The sequence below is a fragment of the Alsobacter ponti genome, assembly GCF_024294805.1.
In the GTDB taxonomy this organism is placed as follows: Bacteria; Pseudomonadota; Alphaproteobacteria; order Rhizobiales; family Beijerinckiaceae; genus Alsobacter; species Alsobacter ponti.
Window position 1 is genome coordinate 108,418 of record NZ_JANCLU010000005.1, and the last position, 24,273, is coordinate 132,690.

Below are 24,273 nucleotides of genomic sequence, written 5' to 3' on the forward strand. Positions count from 1 at the left end.
CTAGCCGAGCCGGATTCGAGGGTTCAGCCGCGCATAGAGGACGTCCACGGCCAGGTTGATCAGCGAGAATGCGAGCGCGATGACGACGGTGACGGCCTGAACGACGGGGAAGTCCCGCTGCTGCACGGCGTTCACCGCGAGCCGCCCCACCCCCGGCCACGCAAAAACGGTCTCGGTGATGACCGCTCCGCCGAGCAGGCCGCCGAACTGCAGGCCGATGATTGTCACGATCGGAATCGAGGCGTTGCGGAGCGCGTGCTTGACGAGGACCTTGCCTTCGCCGAGCCCCTTGGCCCTCGCGAGACGGATGAAATCCTGATGGAGAACGTCGAGCACCGCCGCGCGGGTGAGCCGCATGATCCGCGCCGCCGAGTAGACCGCCAGGGTGGTCGCGGGCAGGACGAGGGCCGCGAAGGAGCCCCCTCCCATCGAAGGAAGCAGCCGCCATTGAACCGAAAACAGCAGGATGCCGAGCAGGCCGAGCCAATAGACCGGCATCGCCTGCCCGAGGAGGCTGATGCCCGTCGCGAGGCTGTCGATCCACGTGTTGCGGTACACCGCGGCGAGAGTCCCCAGCGGCAACGCGAGGACCAGGCTGATCAGCAGGGAGGCGGAGGCCAGCAGGAGTGTGGCCGGCAGCCGCTCCAGCACGAGTCCGAGCGCCGGCTGCCGGAACCGGTAGGAGTCGCCGAGGTCGCCGACCGCCACCCGCCCGATGAAGCGAAGATATTGCTCCGGCAGCGGCCGATCGAGCCCGAGTTGATGTCGCAGCTCGGTGCGAACCTCCTGCGGCGCATCGACGGGCAGCAGCAGGTTCGTCGGGTCGCCCGAGAAGCGCTGCAGCACGAAGACGATCGTCAGGACCCCGAAGATGACGACCAGGAACTCGAGCGTCCGTCGCGCCAGGAAGGCGAACATCAGGTCGCCCCGCCCAGGGCGAACAGGAAGGACGTCACGCAACGGAAATAGTCGCGCATGCTGTCGACGTTCAGGTACTCGTCGGGCGCGTGCGGGCGGCCGCCATGCCCCAGCCCTCCGAACGCGAAGGGAATGCCGATCACCTCCGAGAAGAGGTAGAGCGGGGCAGCTCCCGCATGAAGCGGAAAGACGGTCACGCGGTCGGAGTGCTGCCGGCAGGATTGGACGAGCGCCTGCACGACGGGCTCGCGGAGCGAACATTTCGAGGCGGGATAGGCGGTCCGCACCTGCATCTCGACATGGCCGAACCCGCGCCGGTCGAGGTGCTTGCGGATCAGACCGAGGGTCTGGTCCACCTCCATGCCCGGCACGAACCGCAAATCGAGGATCGCGCTGGCCCGCTGCGCCAGATGCGTCGCCGGGACCGTGCCCGGAGGCGTCGAGCCCACCCAGATTCCATCGACATTGAGGGTCGGGTCGAAGAGGAAATGGGTCAGCTCGCCTTCGAAGCTCTCGCCGTGCTTGAAGCGCTGGGCGCCAAGCTCACGGAGGAACGTCTCGGGCTTCAGATCCCGCGCGGCCTGCGCCAGCAACTGGCGGTCATCCTCGTCGGGGCCCGCCGGCGTGGGCAGGCCGTCGATGGTCAGGCGTCCGTCGCGATCCTGGAGGGTCGAGAGAGCCGTCATCAGCTCCCAGCCGGGACTCGCAAGCCAGCCGCTGTGCATGGCGTGGATGTCGTGCTTCGCCGGACCGCCCCAGGCCCCGCCCGAAACCGAGAATTCCAGAAACGCAAGCCCCTTGAAGCCAAGGCGGATCGGCGTCACGCCCTGGGTGTTCGTTCCCAGATACGGCAGGAAGGCCCCGTCGCAGCGACGGAACCGGTCGAGGTGCGCCCGCAAGTGAGGCTCGAGAGAGGGGCTGCCGATCTCCTCCTCGCCCTCGATGAGGAAGTGCAGGTTGACGGGCAGCGGCACGCCAGCGTCCTGGAAGGCGCGGACGGCAGCAAGGAAGCCGATGAGGGGGCCCTTCGAGTTGAACGTCCCTCTCCCGACGAGACGCCGCTGTCCCTGCTCGTCCGAGACGATCTCGGCCGCGAAGGGAGGCGAGCTCCATTCCTCGGGGTTCGCGGGCTGCACGTCGTAAAGCGTGTAGAAGAGCAGCGTGTACGACGCGCCGGGAGAGCGCAGTTCGCCCTCGATGATCGGGGCGACCTGGCCGGGGTATACCGTCACGTCGGCGCCGAGGCGGCGCAGATAGTCGGCCACCCAGGCGGCCATCTCCTCCAGGTTTTCTCCGCTCTTGCTGACGCCGGGAATGCGGATCGCGTCCTGGATGTCGCCGATGGCCCGCTCGAAGTCCTGCTCGATTCTGGCCAGGACACGGCTCTCGGCGACGCTCGTCATTCCCAATCCTGTCGTCCTTGGAGGGGTCTGAGCCCGGGCCGGGCTATTTCTTGCTCATCTCGAAGGCGAGGATCTGCTCGTCGGACCGAGGCTTCCAGTCCACGCCCTTGCGGACACCATAGATGATCTGCTGGGCATAGAGCGGAACCGCCGCGGTCGTGTCCCTGAGCCGTTCGAGCATCTGCTCGAACAGGGCAGGACGCTGCTCCACGGGGACCTCGTTCGACTTGGCGAGGAGAGCGTCGATCGTCGGATCGCTCCAGGCGGAGAGGAGACCGTTGGTGGTGTGGAAGGCCTCGATCTGGGGATAGGGATCGAGCCAGACATTGCCCTGCCCGGAGAGGTACAGAGCCGACATCTTGTGGTTCTTCAGGTCCTCGAAGAACGTCCCCCATTCCTCCGGCCGGACCTTGACGTTCAGGCCCGCCTTCTGGAGCTGGGCCCCGATCGCCAGGGCCGTTTCGCGGTCGTTGGGGTAGCGCCCCGACGAGGTGCGCATGACGATCTCGCGTCCTTCCAGCCCGAGTTCCTTCACCAGGGCCTTGGCCTTGTCCAGGTCGTACTTGCGGGTGAAGTCCTTGTCGGAGGGCCATTCCGGGATGCCGGGACTGAGGATGGATTTGGCCGGCACGGCGTAGCCGCGCAGCAGCCCCTTGATGATGGCGTCGCGGTCGATGGCGTAGGCGACGGCGTCGCGGAATTTCTGTTCGTTGCCCGGCGGTTCGTCGATGTCGAACTGGACCGCCATCACGCGGGTGCTGGCGGCGCGCTCCACACGCGCGTCCGGGCTCGTCTCCAAACCGGCGGCCTGGGTGGGCGACATGCCGGCGATAACGTCGGCCTCGCCGGTTTGCAAGGCCGCGACTCGCGACAGCTCCTCGGGCACCACGCGGAAGACGACGCGGTCGATTTTCGGCTTCTGGCCGGCGTAGTCCGGATTGGCCTGCAGGACGACGGCGTCGTCGCGCCGCCAGTCGACGAGCCGATAGGGCCCGCTGCCGACCGGCTTGCGGGCGAACGCCGCGTCGCCGGCGTCCCGGACGTATTTCGGCGGGACGGGCGCGAGCAGGGTCATGCGGGCGCGAAACAGCGGGTCCGCCGCGGTCGTAGTGATCTTGAGGGTCCGCTCATCCGCGACCTCGACGGTCTTGAACCCCGTCCACCACCCGCGGATCGGAGACTTCAGGCCGGGATTCTGCATCCTTTCGATCGAGAACTTCACCGCCTCGGCGTCGAGCGGCTCGCCGTTCGAGAACTTCAGCCCCGGGCGCAGCACGACCGTCCACTGCGTCGGTCCGTCCTGCCGAACGGTTTCCGCCAGCTGGGGCCCGATGGTCATGTCGGGTCCGCGCTGCAGGATCGTGTCGAAGATGTGCCGCTGGACGTTGCCCGTCGCCGTATCGGCCCGGAAGGCGGGGTCGAGCGAGACGGCGTCCGTGCTCTGCGCGATCGTCAGGTCGACCGCCAGGGCGGCGCCGGGCAGCGCGGCGAGACAGACGAATGCAGCCGCGCAGCTTCTCAACGCGACGGCGAAAAGGCGCGACGTCGGAGCGTGCATGATGTCTTTCCTCCCACCGAGCGGAACGATCGTTCGTGTCTCAGCCGTTCCAGCGGTCCAACTTCGGCTGGAGCCCGAAAACGTCGGTGACGCTCTTGCCGGACTCCACGTCCTTCATCCGCGCGAGTTCGCCGTCGAGATGGGCATCGGCGAGATCGGCGACGCGGGCGGCATCCTCCCGAGGCACCACGACCACCCCGTCACGGTCTCCCATGATAATGTCTCCGGGGTTGACCGTCACGCCGCCGCAGCTCACCGGGACGTTGATGGCGCCCGGACCCGTCGAGCCGAAGATCCGCAGGCAGGTCGAGCGGGCGAAGGTGGGCGGCGCATCGGCGACCATGCCGATGGCGTCGCGGATCGCCCCGTCGACGATGATGCCGACGGCGCCGTTGCGCTTGAAGAAATAGCCCAGCCGTTCGCCGATGACGCAGACGTCCTTGTAGCCGCCGGCGCTGATGATGATCACGTCGCCGGGTTTCGTCAGGTCGATCGCCTTCTGGACGTACAGGGCGTCGCCGGGACGGGTCAGCACGGTCAACGCGGTTCCGAGGACTCGCATCGAGTTCTCGAGAGGCTTGATTTCGTAGTGCATGGCGCCGTAGCCGCCCATCGAGTCGACGAGCTTGGCGGTGTCGTGCTTATCGAACCGCTTCACCAGCTCCGCGGGGGCGCGCTCGAAGTCCCTGACGATCTGCCCATGAAGGGCATGCTTTTCCATACCGGCCACCGGTCGCTCCCTTGTGTTCGCGTGCAACGCTGAATTGCGGCTTGGCACCGACGCTAGGAGCCGACCGTCGGCCGTGTCCAATGCCGATCACTCGACAGGGCATAACCTCAAGGAATAGGCTCGACCGGAAGAACAGCAGGATCGCGGATGGACTACCGGCAACTCGAGATTTTCTGGGCCGTGATGCAGACGGGCTCCGTAACGGCCGCGGCCCGGACCCTCAATCTCAGCCAGCCGGCGGTGACCAAGATCCTGCGGCGGACGGAGGACCAGCTGCGGTTCTCGCTGTTCCAACGCGTCAAGGGACGGCTCGTGCCGACCGCGGAGGCGCAGGCGCTCCTACCGGAGGTCGACCGGGTCTTCGAGGATCTGCGCGGCGTCAGGCAAGTGGTCGAGTCCTTGCGGGAGACACGCAGCGGCGCGCTTACCATCGTCACCATCCCGACCCTCGGCTGGGCGGCCCTGCCCCGCGTCGTCTCGGCGTTCCTGCGAACCCGCCCCGACGTCCGGCTGAAGCTCGAGGTGCGGCCGCGACGCGACATCGTCCAGCGCATCGCCACCCAGCGCGCCGATCTCGGTTTCGCCTTCCTGGCCGACGAGCACGCGCATGTGGCATCTTCCCCCCTGTGCACCGGCCGGGTCGCCTGCATCGTGCCGGCGAGCAGCGAGTTGGCCTCCCGCTCCGTCATCAGGCCGGCCGACCTCGTCGGGCAGAACCTGATTTCGTATTCGGAGGAGCAGGGTCTGCGGCCGATCCTGGACGCGGCGCTCACGCGGGCTGGCGTGCGCGTCAAGTCCGTCATCGAGGTGGGGTGGGTCGCCAATGCGTGGGCCCTCGTCCACGAGGGGGTCGGCGTCGCCCTCGTCGACGACTTCTCGCTCCTGGAGAACGTCTATCCAGAAATCGTCATGCGGCCGTTCGAACCTGAAATCCCGATCGTCGCGGAGGTTCTGCACGCCAAGTCGAGATCGGTCTCGCGGCTCGCCACGGAGTTCGTGGACATCGCCCGCGATGTGCTGGCCAAGACTTCGCGCCGGAAGGAGACGGCGGCGTAGCTCCTCCCTTGTGAGTGCTTCGAAAACCTCCGTTGACACCTTTGGATCGATCCAATAGTTTTTTTGGACCGATCTAAAACGAGTCCGTCTCCCCCGCTTTCCGCTTTCGGCGGGCGAGAGGACAAGCCCGCAAACCACCGCTGTGTCGTGAACAGGCGGGGCTCTGGCGGGCAAGGAGGAACGAGGATGAGCGTCCGCTGGGGCCTGATCGGCGCGAGCACGATCGCGCGGGAGTGGATGATCGACGCCATTCGGGCCAACGGCGGCGAGATCGCCGCGGTGATGTCGAGCGACGCCGAGCGCGCACGCTCCATCGCGCGGGACCATGACATCCCGGCCGGCGTCGACAGCCTGGACGCCCTGCTCGGCTCCGGCGTGGATGCCGTCTATATCTCCACCACCAACGATTTGCACCACGCCCAGACGCTCGCCGCCGCCCGCGCCGGCAAGCACGTGCTCTGCGAGAAGCCGCTGGACCTCACCGTCGCAGGCGCGCGCGACATGGTGGCGGCCTGCCGCGAGGCCGGCGTGACGATGGGCACGAACCACCACCTGCGCAACGCCGGCACGCATCGCGCGATGCGCGAAGCCATCGTGGCCGGCCGCATCGGCAAGCCCCTCTTCGCCCGGGTGTTCCACGCCGTCTACCTGCCGCCACACCTGCAGGGCTGGCGCATCGCCTCTCCCGGCGCGGGGGCGGGCGTGGTGATGGACATCACCGTCCACGACGCCGACACGCTCCGCTTCGTGCTCGGCGACGAGCCGGTCGAGGTCGCCGCCTTCACCCAGCACGGCGGCATGGGCGCGCAGGGCGTGGAGGACGGCGTGATGGGCACGGTGCGCTTCGCCTCCGGCGTGCTCGCCCAGTTCCACGACGCGTTCACGACGCAATACGCAGGCACCGGCTTCGAGGTGCACGGCACGGAGGGTTCGCTGATCGGCCGGGACTGCATGACCCAGAAGCCGGTCGGCGAAGTCCTGCTGCGCACCGCGGCGGGCGAGGAGCACCTGCCGATCGACCGCGTCAATCTCTACGAACGCTCCGTCGCCGCCTTCCACGCGGCTATCCGGGGCGAGGGTCGACCCGCCGCGACGGGCGAGGACGGGGTGCGCTCTCTCGCCATGGCCGCCGCCGTGCTCGAGTCCGCCGCCACCGGACGCGCCGTCGGCGTCGACCCGCAAATCTGAGACGAGGACGCCATGGCCTTTCCCCGCATCCTGACCGCCGACGAAGCCGCCGCCCTGGTGCCGGACGGCGCGGTCGTCACCGTGTCCTCGTCCTCGGGCCTGGGGTGCCCGGACGCCGTGCTGGCGGCGCTCGGCCGGCGGTTCGAGACAACCGGGCATCCGCGTTCGATCACCACGCTGCACCCGATCGCCGCGGGCGACATGTGGGGCATCAAGGGCATCGACCACATCGCCCGAGAGGGCCTGCTGGCCAAGGTGCTCGCGGGCTCCTATCCGTCGGGGCCCTCCTCCGCCGCCCCGCCCGCCATCTGGCGCATGGTCACCGGCAACGAGATCCCGGCTTACAACATCCCCTCCGGCATCCTGTTCGACATGCACCGGGAGGCGGCGGCCCACCGGCCGGGCGTGCTCACGAAAGTCGGGCTCGACACCTTCGTCGATCCCGACCGGGAAGGCTGCGCCATGAACGCGCGCGCGGCGGCCGAGCCGGTGGTGAGCAAGGTCCAGTTCGCCGGCGACACGTGGCTCTTCTTCCCCTCCATCGTGCCTCGGGTGGCGATCATCCGCGCCACCACGGCCGACGAGCGCGGCAACCTCAGCTACGAGCACGAGGGCGGGTATCTCGGCCCGCTCGACCAGGCCCTGGCGGTGCGCAACAATGGGGGCGTCGTCATCGCGCAGGTGAAACGCCTCGCCCAGGCCGGCACGCTGAAGCCGCACGACGTCATGGTGCCCGGCATCCTCGTCGACGCCATCGTCGTCGCGCCGGACCAGATGCAGACCACGCAGACCGTGTACGAGCCCGCCATCTCGGGAGAGGTGTTCCGTCCCCTCTCCTCCTTCGAGCTGCCGGCCTTCGACGTCTCGAAGGTGATCGCCCGCCGCGTCGCGCAGGAGCTGACACGCGGCGACGCCGTCAATATCGGCTTCGGCATCTCCGCCAACGTACCGCGCATCCTGATCGAGGAAGGCCGCCACGGCGACGTGACCTGGGTGATCGAACAGGGGGCCGTGGGCGGCGTGCCGCTGCTCGACTTCCAGTTCGGCTGCGCCTCGAACGCCGAGTGCATCGTGCCCTCGCCCTACCAGTTCACCTATTTCCAGGGCGGCGGCTTCGACGCCTCCCTGCTGTCGTTCCTCCAGATCGACCGCGAAGGCTCGGTCAACGTCTCGAAGCTCGGGGTGCGCCCCCACGTGACGGCTGGCGCGGGCGGCTTCGTCGACATCACCGCGCGGGCTCGCAAGATCGTGTTCTCAGGCTTCTTCTCAGCGGCCGCGGACCTCGCCATAGAGGGCGAAGCGCTCGCGATCCGCAGGGAGGGGAAGGTCCGCAAGCTCGTCAACGCCGTGGAGCACGTCTCGTTTTCGGGCCGCCGTGCGGTCGCGCAGGGGCAGGACGTGACGTACGTGACCGAACGTTGCGTCATGAAGCTGACGCCCGACGGGATCGTGGTGACCGAGATCGCGCCGGGCGTGGACCTGCGGCGCGACGTTCTGGACCAGGCCGAATTCCAGCTTCTGACGCCCACGCCCCCGCGCCTCATGGACGCGAGCATGTTCAGGCCCGAGCCCATCGGGCTGCGGCTGAAGGAGGCGGCGCGATGACGGACGCGGTTCGCCTCTCGATGGAGGGCGCGGTGGCGGTCGTCACGCTGGCGCGTCCCGCGAAACTGAACGCTCTCGACGCCGACATGATTGCCGCGCTGCACGCTGCGGCCCTGCGCATCGACGCGAACCGCGAGGTGCGCGCCGCAATCCTCACCGGCGAGGGCAAGGGGTTCTGCGCCGGCGGCGACATCGCCGCATGGGGCGAACTGCCCGCGCTGGAGATGTGGCGGACCTGGACGCGAGACGGCCACCGCGCCTTCGACGCGTTGGCGCGCCTGCGCGTGCCGCTCATCGCGGCGCTCAACGGCCACGCCCTCGGCGGGGGGCTGGAACTCGCCGGCACGGCCGACATGCGCATCGCCGAAACGCAGGCCAAGTTCGGCCTGCCCGAAACCGGGATCGCCATGATCCCCGGCTGGTCGGGCACGCAACGGCTCGTCCGCCGCTTCGGCGCCGGCGTCGTGCGCCGTCTGGCCCTGACGGGTGACATCGTCACCGCCGAACGGGCTTTGCAGCTCGGCATCGTCGACGAGGTGGTGGAAACCGGCGGGGCGATGGCCCGGGCGCGCGAGATCGCGGCGCGCATCGCCGGGCGCGGCCCGGCCGCCACCGCCATCGCCAAGCAGCTCATCAATGCGGCCGAGGGCGAGGGCGACGCCTCGGCCACGCTGGAAGGGCTCGCGGGGGCCCTCGCCTCTTTCACGGACGACGGCGCCGAGGGGGTCGCGAGCTTCCGCGAGAAGCGACCGCCGGCCTACCGGAACACGTGAGGTAAAAAGCGATGGCGTCCGCCTCGCCAATGGATTTCACTGCCGACACGGGTCCGCCGCGATGGCGGGGATCTGGACGACGCAGGGGAAACGCCGCCGGACGACTCCGGCGCCCGCAATGCGTAGGGAGGAAACGAATGAGGACGATCGTGAAAGCGGTGGCTGGCGCGCTGCTCGCGTCGACGGCCATGGTTGCCGGAGCGTCGGCGCAAACCAAGGAAGTGCAGATGCTGCACTGGTGGACGTCGGGCGGCGAAGCGGCGGCGCTGAACGTGCTGAAGCAGGATCTCGCCAAGGAAGGCTACGGCTGGAAGGACGTGCCGGTGGCCGGCGGCGGCGGCGACGCCGCGATGACCGCGCTGAAGGCCATGGTCGCGGCGGGCAACTATCCCACCGCCTCGCAGATGCTCGGCTACACGGTGCTGGACTACGCGGCCGCGGGCGTGATGGGCGACCTCACCGAAACGGCCAAGAAGGAAGGCTGGGACAAGTCCGTTCCCGCGCCGCTCCAGAAATTCGCCGTCTACAAGGGCAAGTGGGTCGCCGCCCCGGTCAACGTCCATTCCGTGAACTGGCTGTGGATCAACAAGGCCGTCATGGACAAGATCGGCGGCACGCAGCCCAAGACCTTCGACGAGTTCATCGCACTGCTCGACAAGGCCAAGGCGGCGGGCGTGATCCCGCTCGCGCTCGGCGGACAGAACTGGCAGGAAGCCACGATGTTCGACAGCATCGTGCTGTCGACCGGCGGACCCGAGTTCTACAAGAAGGCGATGAACGACCTCGACGAGTCGGCGCTGAAGTCCGACACGATGAAGAAGTCGTTCGACAATCTCGCCAAGCTCAAACCCTATGTCGATCCGAACTTCTCGGGCCGCGACTGGAACCTGGCGACAGCCATGGTGATCAAGGGCGACGCGCTCGTGCAGGTGATGGGCGACTGGGCCAAGGGTGAGTTCGTCGCCGCCAAGAAGCAGCCGGGCACGGATTACCTGTGCTACCGCTTCCCCGGCACCGACGGCTCGGTGATCTACAACTCCGACATGTTCGGCATGTTCAACGTGCCCGCCGACCGCAAGGCCGCGCAGGTCGCGCTCGCGACGGCGACCCTGTCGAAGAGCTTCCAGTCGGCGTTCAACGTGGTGAAGGGCTCGGTGCCCGCGCGCACCGACGTGCCGGACACCGACTTCGACGCCTGCGGCAAGAAGGGCATCGCGGACCTGAAGGCGGCCAACGAGAAGGGCACGCTGTTCGGCTCGCTCGCCCAGGGCTACGGCGCCCCGCCGGCCGTCGCCAACGCCTACAAGGACGTCGTGACGAAGTTCGTGCACGACCAGATCAAGACCTCCGACGAGGCGGTCAAGCAGCTGGTCGCGGCGATCAACGACGCGAAGTAACGAGGGCTCGGCGCGGCGGGCTTGCGTCCGCCGCGCCCCACCAGCCGGGAAGTGACGAGGGAGGGACTCGTGACGATCACCACGATGCCGACCGCGCGGCCGGAACGTGAAGCGGGCGCCGTCTCGCTGCGCGGGAAGCTGCAGGACGCGTTGCCCAAAATCGTGCTCGCGCCGAGCTTCGCGGCCGTCCTCGTGTTCGTCTACGGGTTCATCCTGTGGACGATCTACCTGTCCTTCACCAATTCCAAGACCTTCCCCAGCTACGTCCTGACGGACTCGCGGGCCTACCAGCGCCTGTGGACGTGGACCTTCCAGTCCGACCCGCCGTCGAGCTGGTACACGTCGATCACCAACCTGGGCATTTTCGGCGTTCTCTATATCGGCGTCTGCCTCGCGCTCGGGCTGCTGCTGGCGATCCTGCTCGACCAGAAGATCCGCGGCGAGGGCGTGCTGCGCCCAATCTATCTCTACCCGATGGCGCTCTCCTTCATCGTCACGGGCGTGGCGTGGAAGTGGTTCCTCGATCCCGGACTGGGGCTGGAGCGGACGTTGCACGAATGGGGGTTCACGAGCTTCCATTTCGACTGGATCAAGAACAAGGACCGCGTCATCTACACCGTCGTCATCGCCGGCGTGTGGCAGGCGTCGGGCTTCGTGATGGCGATGTTCCTGGCGGGCCTGCGCGGCATCGACGGCGAGATCCTGAAGGCGGCTCAGATCGACGGCGCCACGCCGGTCGCGACCTACCGCCGCATCGTCATTCCGATGCTCCGGCCGATCTTCCTGTCCGCCTTCATCGTGCTCGCCCACATGGCGATCAAGTCCTACGACCTCGTGGTCGCGCTCACCTCCGGCGGCCCCGGCGGTTCGGCCTGGCTACCGTCCAACTTCATGTACGAATACACGTTCAAGCGGAACGAGATGGCCGTCGGCTCGGCCAGCGCCGTGATCATGCTGATGACGATCACCGCCATCATCGTTCCCTATCTCTATTCCGAGTTGAGGGAGACCAACCGATGAGCGCCGCCGCGACCACGCGGACGGGCGGCGGATCGTCGCTCGCCAACCGGATCGTCATCTACGGGCTGCTGCTGCTGTTCGCGCTCGTCTATCTCATCCCGCTCTTCGTGATGCTGGTGACCTCGTTCAAGTCGATGGACGAGATCCAGTCCGGCAACATGCTGGCGCTGCCGCAAAGCCCCAGCTTCGACGCCTGGGCGAGAGCCTGGGGCGAAACCTGCGTCGGCCTCACCTGCGCCGGCATCAAGGGCTATTTCTGGAACTCCATCAAGATGGTGGTTCCGGCCGTCCTGATCTCGACGATCCTCGGCTCGCTCAACGGCTACGTGCTGACGAAGTGGCGGTTTCGCGGCCACAAGCTGGTCTTCGGGCTGATGCTGTTCGCCTGCTTCATCCCGTTCCAGGCCGTGCTGCTGCCAATGGCGACGATCCTGGGCGCGCTCGGGCGCTTCGGCGCGGACCTGGAGTCGGCGACGGGCTGGAACTGGGGCTTCGGCAACCCCACCGTCAACCTCGTCATCGTACACGTCATTTACGGCCTGGGCTTCACCACGCTGTTCTTCCGCAACTACTACGAGGCGTTCCCGACCGAGCTGATCCGGGCCGCGCAGGTCGACGGGGCGAGCTTCTTCCAGATCTTCCGGCGCATTCTCTTGCCGAATTCGGCGCCGATCTTCGTCGTCACGGTGATCTACCAATTCACCAATATCTGGAACGACTTCCTGTTCGCCTCCGCCTACGCGGGCTCCGGCGACGTGATGCCGATGACGGTGGCGCTCAACAACGTGGTGAACACGTCGACCGGCGTCGTCGAGTACAATGTCAACATGGCGGCCGCCATCATCGCCGCCCTCCCCACTCTGCTCGTCTACGTCGTCGCGGGCCGCTACTTCGTGCGCGGCCTGATGGCGGGCGCCGTCAAGGGATAACGCCATGGCCTTCCTGGAAATGAGCGGACTGCGCAAGCGCTTCGGCTCGGTCGAGATCCTCAAGGGCATCGACATCACGCTGGACAAGGGCGGCTTCCTCGTCCTCGTCGGCCCGTCGGGCTGCGGCAAGTCGACCCTGCTCAACACCATCGCCGGGCTGGAGACGATCACGGCGGGAGAAATCCGCGTCGACGGGCAGGCCATCAACGACCTGCATCCCTCCAAGCGCGACATCGCCATGGTGTTCCAGAGCTACGCGCTCTACCCCAACATGACGGTGGCGGAGAACATCGCCTTCGCGCTGGAGATGCGCGGCGTCCCCAAGGCCGAACGCCGCCTCGCCGTCGAAAACGTGGCGAAGATGCTGCAGATCGGCCATCTGCTGGATCGCAAGCCGAGCCAGCTCTCCGGCGGCCAGCGCCAGCGCGTCGCCATGGGTCGGGCGCTGGTGCGCAACCCCCGCATCTTCCTTTTCGACGAACCGCTGTCCAATCTCGACGCCAAGTTGCGCGTCGACATGCGGACCGAGATCAAGCGCCTGCACCAGACCACCGGCGCGACCATCGTCTACGTCACCCACGACCAGATCGAGGCGATGACGCTCGCCACCAAGATCGCCGTGCTCAAGGACGGCGAGGTGCAGCAGGTCGGCACGCCGGCCGAGATCTACAACCGCCCGGCCAACCTCTTCGTCGCCGATTTCATGGGCAACCCCGCCATGAACCTGCTGGAGGCGAGTGTCGTGTCGGAGGGCGGCCGCACGCTCCTCTCGCTGACGCGCCAGGGCGACGACGACATCCGTCTCCCGGTGCCGGCCTCGGCGGCGGCGTCCGGCCTCGACGGACGCAAGGTGATCCTTGGCATCCGCCCCGAGGCGATCACCGACCGTGACGGGGCGGATCGCCACGCCGGCACACTGGAGGTGGTGGAGTCGGTGGTGGAAGTCGTGGAGCCCGCCGGCTCCGACACGTTCGTCGTCACGCATATCGCCGGCAAGGAAGTGACGGCGCGGATGCGCGCCGACACCGATGCGAAGGCGGGCTCGCGCCTGCCCTTCGCGTTCAACCTCGACAAGGCGGTGCTGTTCGACCCCGGCACCGGGCGGCGGATCTAGTTCGAAGCCGCCCGAGGCGGCGACCCCAAATCGGACCGTCAGGCGGGGCGCGCGAGCGTCCGGCGGGGCGGAGCCATGCGAAACGGAGCTTCAGGCGAATGGGCGAAGGGCGTCCCTCCCCCGACATCGACATCCTGATCGTCGGCAGCGGCATCGGCGGCGCGACGCTCGCGGCGGGTCTGGCCGGGTCCGGGGCGCGGGTGCTGATCCTCGAGCGCGGCGAGCAGCTCCCGGAGAGCCCGACGGCGCGCGACACAAGGGCCATCTTCCTGGACGGGGTGTACCGCCCGCGCGAACAGTGGTTGGACGCCGCCGGCGAGGTGTTCAACCCCGGAAATTATTACTACCTCGGCGGCAACTCGAAGTTCTACGGCGCGGTGATGCTCCGCTACCGCGAGAAGGACTTTACGCCACTGGCGCACGCCGAAGGCGAGACTCCCGGCTGGCCGATCCCCTATTCGGAGCTGGAGCCCTGGTACGGGCGCGCCGAGCGCCTGTTCCAGGTGCGCGGCGCGACGGGCGAGGATCCGACCGAACCGCCGCGCTCGTCCCCCTATCCGTTCGGTCCGGTGCCCGACGAGCCGCCGATCGCCCGCGCGCGGGAGCGACTGAAAGCGGCCGGCCTGCGCCCCTTCTCGCTGCCGCTCGCGGTCGACATCGATCGCTGGCTCGCCCACGGCGCGACGCCCTGGGACGCCTATCCCGACACGCGCAGCGGCAAGTTCGACGCGGAAACGGCCTCGCTCGCGACGGCGCTGGCGGACCCCAACATCTCGGTCCAGACGCGGACGCGCGCGGTGCGCCTGCTGGCCTCTCCGGACGGGCGGATCGAGGGCGTGGAAGCGGAGCGCGACGGAGAGCGTCGCGTGATCCGCGCCGGCCTGGTCGTGCTGGCGGCGGGCGCGGTCAATTCGGCCGCCCTGCTCCTCGCCTCCGCCGACGAGGCCCATCCCCACGGCATCGCCAACCGTTCGGGCGTCGTGGGCCGCCACTTCATGAACCACAACTGCACGGCGATGCTGGTCGTCGACCCGCGCCAGCGCAACGACTCTGTCTATCAGAAGACGCTGGCGATCAACGATTTCTACTTCGACGACGGGCGCGGGGGCCCCCCGCTCGGCAACGTGCAACTGCTCGGCAAGATCACCGCGCCGATCCTCAAGGCCAATCTGCGCGGCGTGCCGACGCCCCTGCTCGCCCCTCTCGCCGCCCGCACCTTCGACTGGTACCTGATGAGCGAGGACCTGCCGCATCCCGACAGCCGCGTGCGGCTCGACGGCGGGCGCATCGTGCTCGACTGGCGACGCTCGAACATGCTGGGCCACGCCCGCCTGGTCGAGACCATGCGCGAGCGCTTCCGCGCCGCGGGGTACCCGATCGTCCTGTCGCGCGCCTTCGACAGGCGCACGCCTTCGCACCAGTGCGGCACGATCCGCTTCGGAACCGATCCCGCAAGCTCGGCGCTCGATGTGTGGTGCCGGGCGCACGATCACCCCAACCTCTATGTCGTCGACGCCTCCTTCCTCCCGACCTCCGCTGCGGTGAACCCGGCGCTCACCATCGCCGCGCAGGCGCTGCGCGTCGCCGACCGCATCAGGCGCGAGCATAAGCTCGCCGCCGCCATGACGGAGAGCCTGGCATGAGCGCCTCGAATTCCGCGCCGCGCGGCGTCGCGGTGGTCACCGGCGCGGCGACCGGCATCGGCCGCGCCATCGCGCTCCAGCTTGCCCGCGAGGGCTTCGATCTCGCGCTGCCGCTCCTCGACACGGCCGACTCCGCCGCGGCGAGCCTCGTCGCCGAGCTCGGCGCGCTCGGGGCGGCGAGCCTTCCCCTGCGCTGCGACCTGGCGGAGGTGGAGGGTCACGCCGAAACGGCCGAGGCGATCCGCGCCCGGTTCGGGCGCATCGACGTGCTGGTCAACAATGCCGGCCGGGGCTCGGCCGTGCGAGGCGACGTGCTCGACCTTCGCCCCGCCGATTTCGACGCCGTGATGGGCGTGAACCTGCGCGGCACGCTGTTCCTGTCGATCGCCTGCGCGCGGCTGATGCTCGCCGCCGCGCCCGCCCCGCGCCGCCGCGCCATCGTCACCATCTCGTCCGTGTCGGCGGAGCTCGCCTCGCCCGAACGCACCGACTACTGCGTGTCGAAGGCGGGGCTCTCGATGGCCATGAAGGCGCTGGCGTTGCGCCTTGCTCCCGAGGGCATCGCGGTGTTCGAGGTGCGGCCGGGCGTGATCCGTACGCCCATGACCGACGCCGTCGCGCCGAAATACGACGCGCGCATCGCCGACGGCCTGGTGCCCGCTATGCGGTGGGGCGAGCCGGAGGACGTCGCCGAAGCCGTCGCCGCGCTCGCCTCCGGGCGCTTCGCCTTCGCCACCGGCAGCGTCGTCGCCGTCGATGGCGGCCTTTCCATTCCACGCCTCTAGAGACGTTTCATGCCCGCATCCCAGAGCTACGACTACATCGTGATCGGCGCCGGCCCGGCCGGCTGCGTCATGGCGAGCCGCCTGAGCGAGGACAAGGACGTGACGGTCCTGCTGGTGGAGGCCGGCGGACGCGACCTGCACCCGCTGTTCCACATGCCCGCCGGCTTCGCCAAGATGACGAAAGGCATCGCCAGCTGGGGCTGGCACACCGTGCCGCAGAAGCACCTCGGCGGGCGCGTGCTGCGCTTCACGCAGGCCAAGGTGCTGGGCGGCGGCTCGTCGATCAACGCCCAGATCTACACGCGCGGCAACGCCAAGGACTACGACGCCTGGGCCACGGACGCGGGCTGCGCCGGGTGGGCCTATGCCGACGTGCTGCCCTACTTCAAGCGCGCCGAGGACAACCAGCGCTTCGTCGACGCCTTCCACGCCTATGGCGGGCCGATCGGCGTCTCGATCCCCATCAACCCGCTTCCGATCAGCGAGGCTTTCCTGCGGGCCGCGCAGGAATACGGCATCCCCTACAACCCGGACTTCAACGGCGCGATCCAGGACGGCATCGGCCACTACCAGGTGACGGTGCGCAACGGCCGGCGCTCGTCCGCCGCGACCGCCTATCTGCGGCCGGCGCGCGACCGCAGCAACCTCACCGTCCTCACCGTCTCCGCCGTCACCCGCATCGTGGTCGACAACGGCCGCGCCATCGGCGTCGAGATCGCCGGCGCGGGCGGCGCGACGCGCACAATATCCGCCGCCCGCGAGGTGATCCTGGCGGCCGGCGCCATCGGCTCGCCGCGCCTGCTCCAGCTCTCCGGGATCGGCCCGGCGGATCATCTGCGGCAGGTCGGCGTCGAGGTGAAGCACGACCTGCCGGGCGTCGGCACGAACCTCCAGGATCACCTCGACCTCTACGCCATCTGCGAGTGCACGGGCGACCACACCTATGACGGCTACGCCCGCCTGGACCGCACGATCTGGGCCGGCTTCCAGTATCTCGCCTTCGGCAAGGGGCCGGTCGCCTCGACCTTGTTCGAGACCGGCGGGTTCTGGTACGCCGACAAGGTGGCGCGGTCGCCCGACATCCAGTTCCATCTCGGTCTCGGCTCGGGCATCGAGGCGGGCGTGTCGCGGCTGAAGAACGCCGGCGTGACGCTGAACACCGCCTTCCTGCGGCCGCGCTCGCGCGGCACCGTGCGGCTCGCGAGCGCGGACCCCGCCGCCGCCCCGCTGATCGACCCCAATTACTGGGAAGATCCCTACGACCGCGCCACCGCGCTCGCGGGGCTTCGGATGGGCCGCGAGATCATGAGGCAGAAGGCGCTGCAGCCCTTCGTGCTGGCGGAGCGCCTGCCGGGCCCGGACGTCGTGTCCGAGGTGGACCTCACCCGTTTCGCGAACGAGACCTGCAAGACCGACCATCACCCGGTCGGCACGTGCCGCATGGGCACGGACGACATGGCCGTCGTGACGCCTGATCTGAAGGTGCGCGGCATCGAGGGCCTGCGAGTGTGCGACTCCTCGGTCATGCCGTACCTTGTGTCCTCCAACACCAACGCGCCCACCATCATGATCGGCGAGAAGGGCGCGGACCTCGTGCGCGGCCGGGCGCCCTTGCCCGCCGCCAGCAATGCGCGCCAGCCGGTTCCCGCATGAAACATTCCCTGATCCACACCGCCGCGCGGCGCGGAGACAAGTCGCGATGAGCCGCCGGCCCACCATCAGCGACGTCGCCCGCGAGGCGGGCGTCTCGCGCTCCACGGTCTCGCTCGTCCTGCAGGAAAGCCCCCTGGTGAAGCACGAGACGCGCGAGTCCGTGCGCGCCGCGCTGTCGCGGGTCGGCTACGTCTACAACCGCGCCGCGGCAAACCTGCGCTCGTCCGGCATCGGCCTCATCGGCATCGTCATCAACGATTTGCGCAATCCGTTTTTCACGGAGTTCGCCATCTCGGCCCAGATGGAGCTGTCCACGCACAAATACGCGGCCGTGCTCGCCAACACCGAGGAGGACCCGGCGCTGCAGGCGCAGGTGGTGCGCGGCATGATCGAGCACGGCGTCTCGGCCGTGGTGATCAGCCCCGTCTACGGCCACGAAGACGAGACCTTCGGCCCGCTGGCGCGCGCCGGCGTGCCGACCTTGCAGGTGCTGCGCCGCGCCGCGTCGGACACCGAGGCGTTCCCCTTCTCCTCGCCCGACTACATCACGGGAGGGCGACTGGCGACGGAACACCTGCTGTCGCTGGGGTGCCGTCGCATCGCCTTCGTCGGCGGGCTCGAGGGCCGCGCCGTCACGCGCGAGCGCATGTCGGGCTATCTCACGGCGCTCCAGGCGGCCGGCCTGACACCCGAGTCCTACCTGGGCAGGAGTTCGCGCGCCTTCGGCCGCGAGACCGCCCATCGTCTGGCTGGCCATGCTCCCGAGGTGGACGGAGCCGTCTGCTTCAACGATCTGGTGGCGCTCGGCATGCTGGCGGGGTTCGCCGAACAGGGCCTGCGCGTCGGCGAGCAGTTCCGGCTGGTCGGCTTCGACGACATCGAGGAAAGCGAGCAGTCTTACCCGGCCCTGAGCTCCGTGCGCTGCGACATTCGCGGCTTCGGCCGGCGCACCGCCGGGCGCATCGTCGCCTGGCTCGAGAACGGCGACCGTCCGCCGCCCGAGGAGACCACGCCGGTGACGCTGGTCGCCCGCGAGTCCAGCCTCGGGCCGCGCCGGGGCGGCTGACCCGCGCTCCCTCCGTCGCCGCGCCCTTGCGTGGTTGCGCGCGCTCGCCCATCCTGCCGCCGCAATCGACTCTGGGGAGACTGGACATGGACACGACGAGGCGCGGCGCACTGGCTGGACTGGGCGCGATCGGCGCGATGGCGGCCTGGCCGCGCGCGGCTCTCGCGCAGGCCGCGTGGTCTCCCACGAAGCCCATCAAGCTCGTCGTCGCCTATCCGGCCGGCGGCCCCACGGACGTCATCGCCCGCCTCGTGGCGCAGGAGATTTCCGGCCCGCTCGGCCAGAACGTGGTGGTGGAGAATGTCGGCGGCGCGGCCGGCGCGCTCGGCACGCGGCAGGTCGCCAAGGCCGAGCCCGACGGCCACACCATCACGTTCGGCAACAACCAGACGCATGGCAACAACATGTTCATGCTGAAGGACCCGGGCTACGACGCGGTGAAGGACTTCGCGCCGCTCGCCGGTGTCGGGGCGTTCGAGCACGTCTTCGTCACGCGCAAGACGCTGCCGGTGAAGGGCATCCAGGATGTGATCGCGCTCGCCAAGGAGAAGCCCGGCGCGCTGAACTACGGCTCGACCGGGATCGGCTCGGGCTCGCACCTGTCCACCGAGCTGTTCATGGCGCGGACCGGGATCAAGATGACCCACGTTCCGTATCGCGGCGCGGCGCCGCTGGTGCAGGACCTGATGGGCGGCACGATCGACATCGCCAACTCCACCCTGTCCAGCGTGATCGCACAGATCCAGTCGGGCGACCTGAACGGCGTCGCCATCGGCAGCCCGAAGCGCAATCCCAAGCTACCCGAGGTGAAGACCCTTCAGGAGCAGGGCGTAACCGGGGCCGACGCCTCCTCGTGGACCGCCTTCTTCGCGCCGGCCGGCGTCCCTGCCCCCGCGCGCGACCGGCTGTCACGCGAGATCATCGCGGCGCTCAGGAAGCCCGAGACGGTCGCCGCGCTCGACAAGATCGGCTTCACCGTCGCCATCATCGAGCCCGACCAATTCCGCGCCTACCAGGTGAAGGAGATCGAGGTCTGGACCGACATCGCTCGCCAGGCCGGCATCAAGAGCGAGTAAGACCGCCCAGTGGGCGAGCGGCGCGCGCGATCGCGCCGCCGCTCCCGTCATTCAGTGAATGCTCTGCTGGGCCTCGCGGCAGGCCTGTTCGCACGCCCGGCAGGCTTCGGCGCAGATGCGGCAGTGCTCATGCATGTCGGCGTGGCGCTCGCATTCGGCGGCGCACAGGCGGCACGCGACCGCGCAGACGTCCAGCATGCGGCGCAGGACCTCCTCATTGGAGCCGGTGCGGCGCGACGCCACGGAGCCGGCGGCGGCGCAAATATCGGCGCAATCGAGGTTGAGCCGGATGCACTGGGTCAGCTCGGCCACCATGGCCTCGCCGAGACAGGCGTCGGCGCAGGACACGCAGGTCTGGGCGCAGTCGTAGCAATGGTCGATGCAGCGGATCAGGACATCGTTGGTCTGCCCGCTCACATGCGGGTGGGTGCTGATGATCGCGTGGGCGTGCATGGGGAACTCCGGTGTCGGATTATCGATGGAAGGCCCCACAACGCCCTCCGCCGTCGGACGTTCCCCCGTCCCGCGCGACGCGGAGCGTCAGCCCAGCTCGAACGTGGTGATGCCGAACACGCGGTGAAGCGGGAGATCGGGCGCGGGCCCCCGGTACATCCGCGCGGTCTCGAACACCGGCGAAAGGTCGTGGCGCTCGGCCAGGTCCAGCGCCGCTTCGTTGGGCTCGGGCGGGTCGAGCGCGAGGGTCTCGCCCTTCACCTCCGACGCGAGCGCGCGGAAGATCAGGTCGGCGGCGTGCTCGTCCTGCGCGAAGAGCGGCCCGATCTTGTAGCCTGCCCGGCACGGCCTGACGACGCCGTAGCCGAGGATGTCACCGTCCTCGACCAGGGCATAGCCGACGTGCCCCCGCGCGCGCGTCCACGCCGCGACGAAGTCGTCGCGCGGCGCGGGGAAGCACGAGCGGTCATAGTCCCGGATCGAGGGAAGGATGCCCTGCCCGATGCGGGCCAGCCGAGGGTCCGCCGGCATGTCGGCCCGCGACACGCCCTCATAGCGCACGTTCCGGTGCGCCAGGGCGAACCCGGACTTCCGATAGTTCGCCTGCTGCGCCACCACGCCGTCGAGCCCGACGGTGCGGTCGCCCAGCCGCGCCATGCCGGCCTGCCACAGCGCCCAGCCGATCCCCCGGCCCCGGAACTCCGGCCGGGCGATATAGAGCCCGAGGAAGCCGAAGCTTTCGCCGTAGGCGACCACGGAGATGGAGGCGGCGGGCTCGCCGTCCACGCGCGCCATCAGGAAGCCCTCAGGGTCGACGGCGTGGAACAGCGCGGCGTCGTTCAGGCCGGGGTTCCAGCCCTCCGCGGCAGCCCACTCGAGCGCCAGGTCGAGGTCGGCGCGCGTCATCGTCGCGATGGCGATATCAGTCATGGCTCTCCCCGGCTCCGAAGCCCGACGGCCAGATTGCCCGCAAGCGCGGGCCGCCGCCAGCGCGTGACGCGGGCCTTTGCCGGCGACGGCTCGGTCCGCGCCGCCGCGCCGTCTTTCCCGGTCCGGGAAGCCCGGCTAGTGTCGGGCCGGGTTCGAATCGGATCGCCGCGATGACTCTCGCCCCGACAATCGAGACGCCGCGGCTTGAGCTGCGGGGCCACTTGCCGTCCGATCTGCCGGACAGCATCAGGATGTGGCAGTCGCCCGAGACAATCCGGTTCATCGGCGGCCGGCCGCTCACCGAGGAAGAGGTCTGGCTTCGCCTACTGCGCTATTGGGGCGGCTGGGCGATGCTCGGCTACGGCTTCTGGCGCATCGTCGAGCGCGCGACCGGGCGGTTTGTCGGCGAGATCGGCTTCCACGAGCTTCACCGCGACAGCCAGCCCTCCTTCGCCGGCGAGCCGGAGACCGGGTGGGCGTTGATGGCCGAGTTCCATGGGCGCGGCTTCGCCCGCGAGGCGCTCGACGCCGTCCTGGCCTGGGGCGACGCACATATCGAGGCGGGGCGCACGGTCTGCATCATCCATCCCGCCAACGCCGCCTCGCTCAAGCTGGCCCGCGCGGTCGGCTATGCCGACCTGGGCGACCTCGCCTACAAGGGCGGAACCATGGTGCTGCTCGGGCGCGACCGCCCCTGAGCCGCTTGCGGCCCCGGCGTCGCCGAAATCTGGGATAGACTGGCGCATGCCCCATCGCTTCCATCTTCTCGACGCCCAGAGCCACGGCCCAAAGCACCCGAACGAGGACGCGCACGGCGCGACCGGCCGCACGGCCTGGATCATCGACGGAGCCACGGGCGTCGGGGTCGGTCCGGAGCTGCTGCCGCCGAGCGGAGCGGCCTGGCTGGCGCGCACACTCTCGGACGCGCTGAGCGCCCACGCGCCCGAGGCGGCCGGCGTCGACGACTTGCTCGCACGGGCGTCGGAGGCCATCACGGCGGCCTTCGCCTCCGTCGCGGGCGCCCAGGCGCTGGAGGCCGAGGACCACCCGAGCGCCTGTCTGGGCGTGGCTCATCTGGCGGACGGCGTGCTCGACCTCGCCTGCATCGGGGACGTCAGCCTGCTCCATGGGACCGAAGGCGGAGAGGTCCACCTGTTCACCGACGACGCCGTCGCGGCGTTCGGCGGCAAGACGCTGGAAGCCCTGCGGGCGGTGCGCGAACGCTTCCCCGGCGAGGATCCGTGGCCGCATGTGCGTCCGCAAGTCCGCGCCAATCGACGCATGGCGAACCAGCCGGGCGGCTACGCCGTCGTCCACCCCACCCTGCCCTGGACGAAGCTGGTGAAGCACCTGCGCCGGCCCGTCGCGGCGGGCGACCTCATCCTGCTGTCCAGCGACGGCTTCTGGCGGCTGGTCGACCATTTCGACCTGCACGCGCCCGACACGCTCGTCGCCGCCGCACGGGAGCGCGGACTCGTGGCGCTCATCGAGGATCTCAGGGCGGCGGAGCGGGAGGACGCGGAGGGCCGGCGCGCGCCGCGCGTGAAGCGCCACGACGACGCCACGGCGCTGCTGCTGCGCGTCGAGGATGATGGGTCCCGATGATACCACTCTAGAACCAGTGGTTGACCGCTTCGCCCAATTTGATAGCTGTATGGCAGGGCTGCGCCGGACGAAGTGCGGCCATCGATCGGAGGACATTCCATGACGACCGTGAGGACCATCGTCGCCGCAGCCGCGGCAGCGCTGTGGGCCATCCCGATGCAGGCCAGCGCGGGCGAGCTGCGCTTCTGGAGCTGGCGCAACGAGGACAAGGCCGTCTACGCCGAGCTGATCAAGGATTTCAACGCCAAGAATCCGGACGTCAAGGTCACTTTCGAGGGCTTCGAGCCGCAGAACTACGCCACGGTTCTGTCCACCGCGCTCGCCGCCGAAAAGGGACCGGACGTGATGATGGTTCGCGCCTATGGCGCGTTCGAAGCGGTGGCCAAGCCGGGCTACCTGCTCGAGCTGAATGACCAGAACGTCCCGGGCCTTTCGAAATTCCCGGAAGCCGCGCTGAAGGCCGAGACCCTTCGCTCGGACGGAAAGGTCTACGCGGTGCCCTTCGCGTCGCAGACCATGCTGATCGTCTACAACACCGAGGTCTTCGCCAAGAACGGCGTGAAGGTTCCCGAGACCTGGGACGAGCTGGTCGACGCCAGCAAGAAGCTGAAGGCGGCGGGCGTGATCCCCTTCGCCAACGGCACGGCGACCGCTTGGCAGAACGAGACGATCGTCGGCGCGCTGCTCTCCTCCATGCTCGGCAAGCAGTTCGAGGCCGACATCCTGTCCGGCAAGGCCGACTTCACCGACAAGCGCTTCGTCGACGCGCTGGCCAAGTTGCAGGCGCTCGCCAAGGACAATTTCGCCCCGAGCTACGAGGGCATCGATTATCCCTCCTCGCAGCAGCTCTTCTCGTCCGGCGCGGCGGCGATGTTCGCCGGTGGATCGTTCGAGGCCGCGCCCTTCCTCAAGGCCAACCCCGCCTTGAAGCTGGACGTGTTCCCCTCCCCGGCGGCGAAGGCCGGCGACCAGCGGCTCGTGGCGCAGTATTTCGACGGCGGCTACGCCATCAACGCCAAGACGCCGAACAAGGCGGATGCGTTGAAGTTCATCAACTTCCTCGCCTCGAAGGAATTCGGCGACAAGTTCGCCAACCAGCTCAGCAACATCTCGCCGATCCCGGGCGTCGCCTTCAAGGACCCGATCCTGGCCAAGGTCTCGGAGCTCAACAAGAACTCCATGTCCTATCTGTTCCTCGTCCACTTCCGCTACCAGGAGCCGTCGGGCTCGGTGCTGGAGCAGGCCGCGGTGCAGAAGATGCTCGCCGGGAAGCAGACTCCGGCCGAGGCGGGCGCCGAGATCACCAAGGGCATCGCGACCTACTTCGCGCCCTTCAAGAAGTAAGGCTTGCGGCCGGTCCGCCGCTCCGCC

22 protein-coding genes are annotated in these 24,273 nt (G+C 68.9%); 16 read left to right on the forward strand and 6 right to left on the reverse strand.

What is annotated here, in order from left to right:
• The 4 genes from NK718_RS06945 to NK718_RS06960 are packed head-to-tail and all read right to left on the reverse strand — an operon-like array spanning position 1 to position 4,600.
• Positions 1 to 918, reverse strand: coding sequence for an ABC transporter permease (locus tag NK718_RS06945; protein ID WP_254739983.1), 918 nt, complete (start codon positions 916 to 918; stop codon positions 1 to 3).
• Entirely contained in the window at positions 918 to 2,321 is a 1,404-nt protein-coding gene (locus tag NK718_RS06950) for a M20/M25/M40 family metallo-hydrolase (protein WP_254739985.1), read from the reverse strand. The genes NK718_RS06945 and NK718_RS06950 overlap by 1 nt, the downstream gene beginning before the upstream one ends.
• Before the next feature lie 43 nt (positions 2,322 to 2,364).
• Positions 2,365 to 3,879, reverse strand: coding sequence for an ABC transporter substrate-binding protein (locus NK718_RS06955; protein WP_254739987.1), 1,515 nt, complete (start codon positions 3,877 to 3,879; stop codon positions 2,365 to 2,367).
• Between the two features lie 40 nt (positions 3,880 to 3,919).
• Positions 3,920 to 4,600, reverse strand: a complete 681-nt coding sequence (locus tag NK718_RS06960) for an RraA family protein (protein WP_254740277.1) — start codon at positions 4,598 to 4,600, stop codon at positions 3,920 to 3,922.
• A gap of 156 nt (positions 4,601 to 4,756) precedes the next feature.
• On the opposite strand from NK718_RS06960, the gene NK718_RS06965 reads away from it, so the two are divergent.
• From NK718_RS06965 to NK718_RS07025, 13 genes are all read left to right on the forward strand, one after another.
• Complete coding sequence (locus tag NK718_RS06965; protein WP_254739989.1) at positions 4,757 to 5,665, forward strand: LysR family transcriptional regulator; 909 nt, start codon at positions 4,757 to 4,759, stop codon at positions 5,663 to 5,665.
• A 186-nt stretch (positions 5,666 to 5,851) separates the two neighbouring features.
• Positions 5,852 to 6,853 (forward strand): Gfo/Idh/MocA family protein, encoded by a 1,002-nt coding sequence (locus NK718_RS06970; protein WP_254739991.1) that lies wholly within the window; start codon positions 5,852 to 5,854, stop codon positions 6,851 to 6,853.
• A 12-nt stretch (positions 6,854 to 6,865) separates the two neighbouring features.
• The gene (locus NK718_RS06975) at positions 6,866 to 8,458 is read left to right on the forward strand and encodes an acyl CoA:acetate/3-ketoacid CoA transferase (protein WP_254739992.1); all 1,593 of its coding nucleotides are present in this window, start codon (positions 6,866 to 6,868) and stop codon (positions 8,456 to 8,458) included.
• Positions 8,455 to 9,231, forward strand: a complete 777-nt coding sequence (locus tag NK718_RS06980) for an enoyl-CoA hydratase/isomerase family protein (RefSeq protein ID WP_254739993.1) — start codon at positions 8,455 to 8,457, stop codon at positions 9,229 to 9,231. The genes NK718_RS06975 and NK718_RS06980 overlap by 4 nt, the downstream gene beginning before the upstream one ends.
• A 188-nt stretch (positions 9,232 to 9,419) precedes the next feature.
• A complete protein-coding gene (locus NK718_RS06985; RefSeq protein WP_254740279.1) occupies positions 9,420 to 10,628 on the forward strand; it encodes an ABC transporter substrate-binding protein in 1,209 nt (402 codons plus the stop codon).
• 84 nt (positions 10,629 to 10,712) lie between these two features.
• Positions 10,713 to 11,648 (forward strand): carbohydrate ABC transporter permease, encoded by a 936-nt coding sequence (locus NK718_RS06990; protein WP_254740281.1) that lies wholly within the window; start codon positions 10,713 to 10,715, stop codon positions 11,646 to 11,648.
• Positions 11,645 to 12,577: a carbohydrate ABC transporter permease gene (locus tag NK718_RS06995; RefSeq protein ID WP_254739995.1), complete on the forward strand. Its 933-nt coding sequence runs from the start codon at positions 11,645 to 11,647 to the stop codon at positions 12,575 to 12,577. Before NK718_RS06990 ends, NK718_RS06995 begins: the two co-directional genes overlap by 4 nt.
• A 4-nt stretch (positions 12,578 to 12,581) precedes the next feature.
• Positions 12,582 to 13,691, forward strand: a complete 1,110-nt coding sequence (locus NK718_RS07000) for an ABC transporter ATP-binding protein (protein WP_254739997.1) — start codon at positions 12,582 to 12,584, stop codon at positions 13,689 to 13,691.
• Positions 13,692 to 13,789: 98 nt separating this feature from the next.
• Positions 13,790 to 15,334, forward strand: a complete 1,545-nt coding sequence (locus NK718_RS07005) for an FAD-dependent oxidoreductase (RefSeq protein WP_254739999.1) — start codon at positions 13,790 to 13,792, stop codon at positions 15,332 to 15,334.
• Entirely contained in the window at positions 15,331 to 16,119 is a 789-nt protein-coding gene (locus NK718_RS07010; RefSeq protein WP_254740001.1) for a 3-ketoacyl-ACP reductase, read from the forward strand. The genes NK718_RS07005 and NK718_RS07010 overlap by 4 nt, the downstream gene beginning before the upstream one ends.
• Positions 16,120 to 16,128: 9 nt before the next feature.
• On the forward strand, positions 16,129 to 17,772 hold the full coding sequence (locus NK718_RS07015) for a GMC family oxidoreductase (protein ID WP_254740003.1): 1,644 nt from the start codon (positions 16,129 to 16,131) through the stop codon (positions 17,770 to 17,772).
• A gap of 46 nt (positions 17,773 to 17,818) precedes the next feature.
• Entirely contained in the window at positions 17,819 to 18,838 is a 1,020-nt protein-coding gene (locus tag NK718_RS07020; protein WP_254740005.1) for a LacI family DNA-binding transcriptional regulator, read from the forward strand.
• Between the two features lie 86 nt (positions 18,839 to 18,924).
• On the forward strand, positions 18,925 to 19,914 hold the full coding sequence (locus NK718_RS07025; protein ID WP_254740007.1) for a Bug family tripartite tricarboxylate transporter substrate binding protein: 990 nt from the start codon (positions 18,925 to 18,927) through the stop codon (positions 19,912 to 19,914).
• A gap of 51 nt (positions 19,915 to 19,965) precedes the next feature.
• On the opposite strand, the gene NK718_RS07030 is transcribed toward NK718_RS07025, so the two are convergent.
• Both NK718_RS07030 and NK718_RS07035 read right to left on the reverse strand, forming a co-directional pair.
• Positions 19,966 to 20,367, reverse strand: a complete 402-nt coding sequence (locus NK718_RS07030; protein WP_254740009.1) for a four-helix bundle copper-binding protein — start codon at positions 20,365 to 20,367, stop codon at positions 19,966 to 19,968.
• Positions 20,368 to 20,454: 87 nt separating this feature from the next.
• The gene (locus NK718_RS07035) at positions 20,455 to 21,297 is read right to left on the reverse strand and encodes a GNAT family N-acetyltransferase (protein WP_254740011.1); all 843 of its coding nucleotides are present in this window, start codon (positions 21,295 to 21,297) and stop codon (positions 20,455 to 20,457) included.
• A 170-nt stretch (positions 21,298 to 21,467) separates the two neighbouring features.
• Between NK718_RS07035 and NK718_RS07040 the strand changes: the two genes are divergently transcribed.
• The 3 genes from NK718_RS07040 to NK718_RS07050 all read left to right on the forward strand — a co-directional run bounded on the left by NK718_RS07040 (position 21,468) and on the right by NK718_RS07050 (position 24,246).
• Positions 21,468 to 21,995: a GNAT family N-acetyltransferase gene (locus NK718_RS07040; RefSeq protein WP_256515473.1), complete on the forward strand. Its 528-nt coding sequence runs from the start codon at positions 21,468 to 21,470 to the stop codon at positions 21,993 to 21,995.
• A gap of 46 nt (positions 21,996 to 22,041) precedes the next feature.
• Positions 22,042 to 22,902 (forward strand): protein phosphatase 2C domain-containing protein, encoded by an 861-nt coding sequence (locus NK718_RS07045; protein ID WP_254740015.1) that lies wholly within the window; start codon positions 22,042 to 22,044, stop codon positions 22,900 to 22,902.
• Between the two features lie 99 nt (positions 22,903 to 23,001).
• Complete coding sequence (locus tag NK718_RS07050; RefSeq protein WP_254740017.1) at positions 23,002 to 24,246, forward strand: extracellular solute-binding protein; 1,245 nt, start codon at positions 23,002 to 23,004, stop codon at positions 24,244 to 24,246.
• Positions 24,247 to 24,273: the final 27 nt, after the last annotated feature.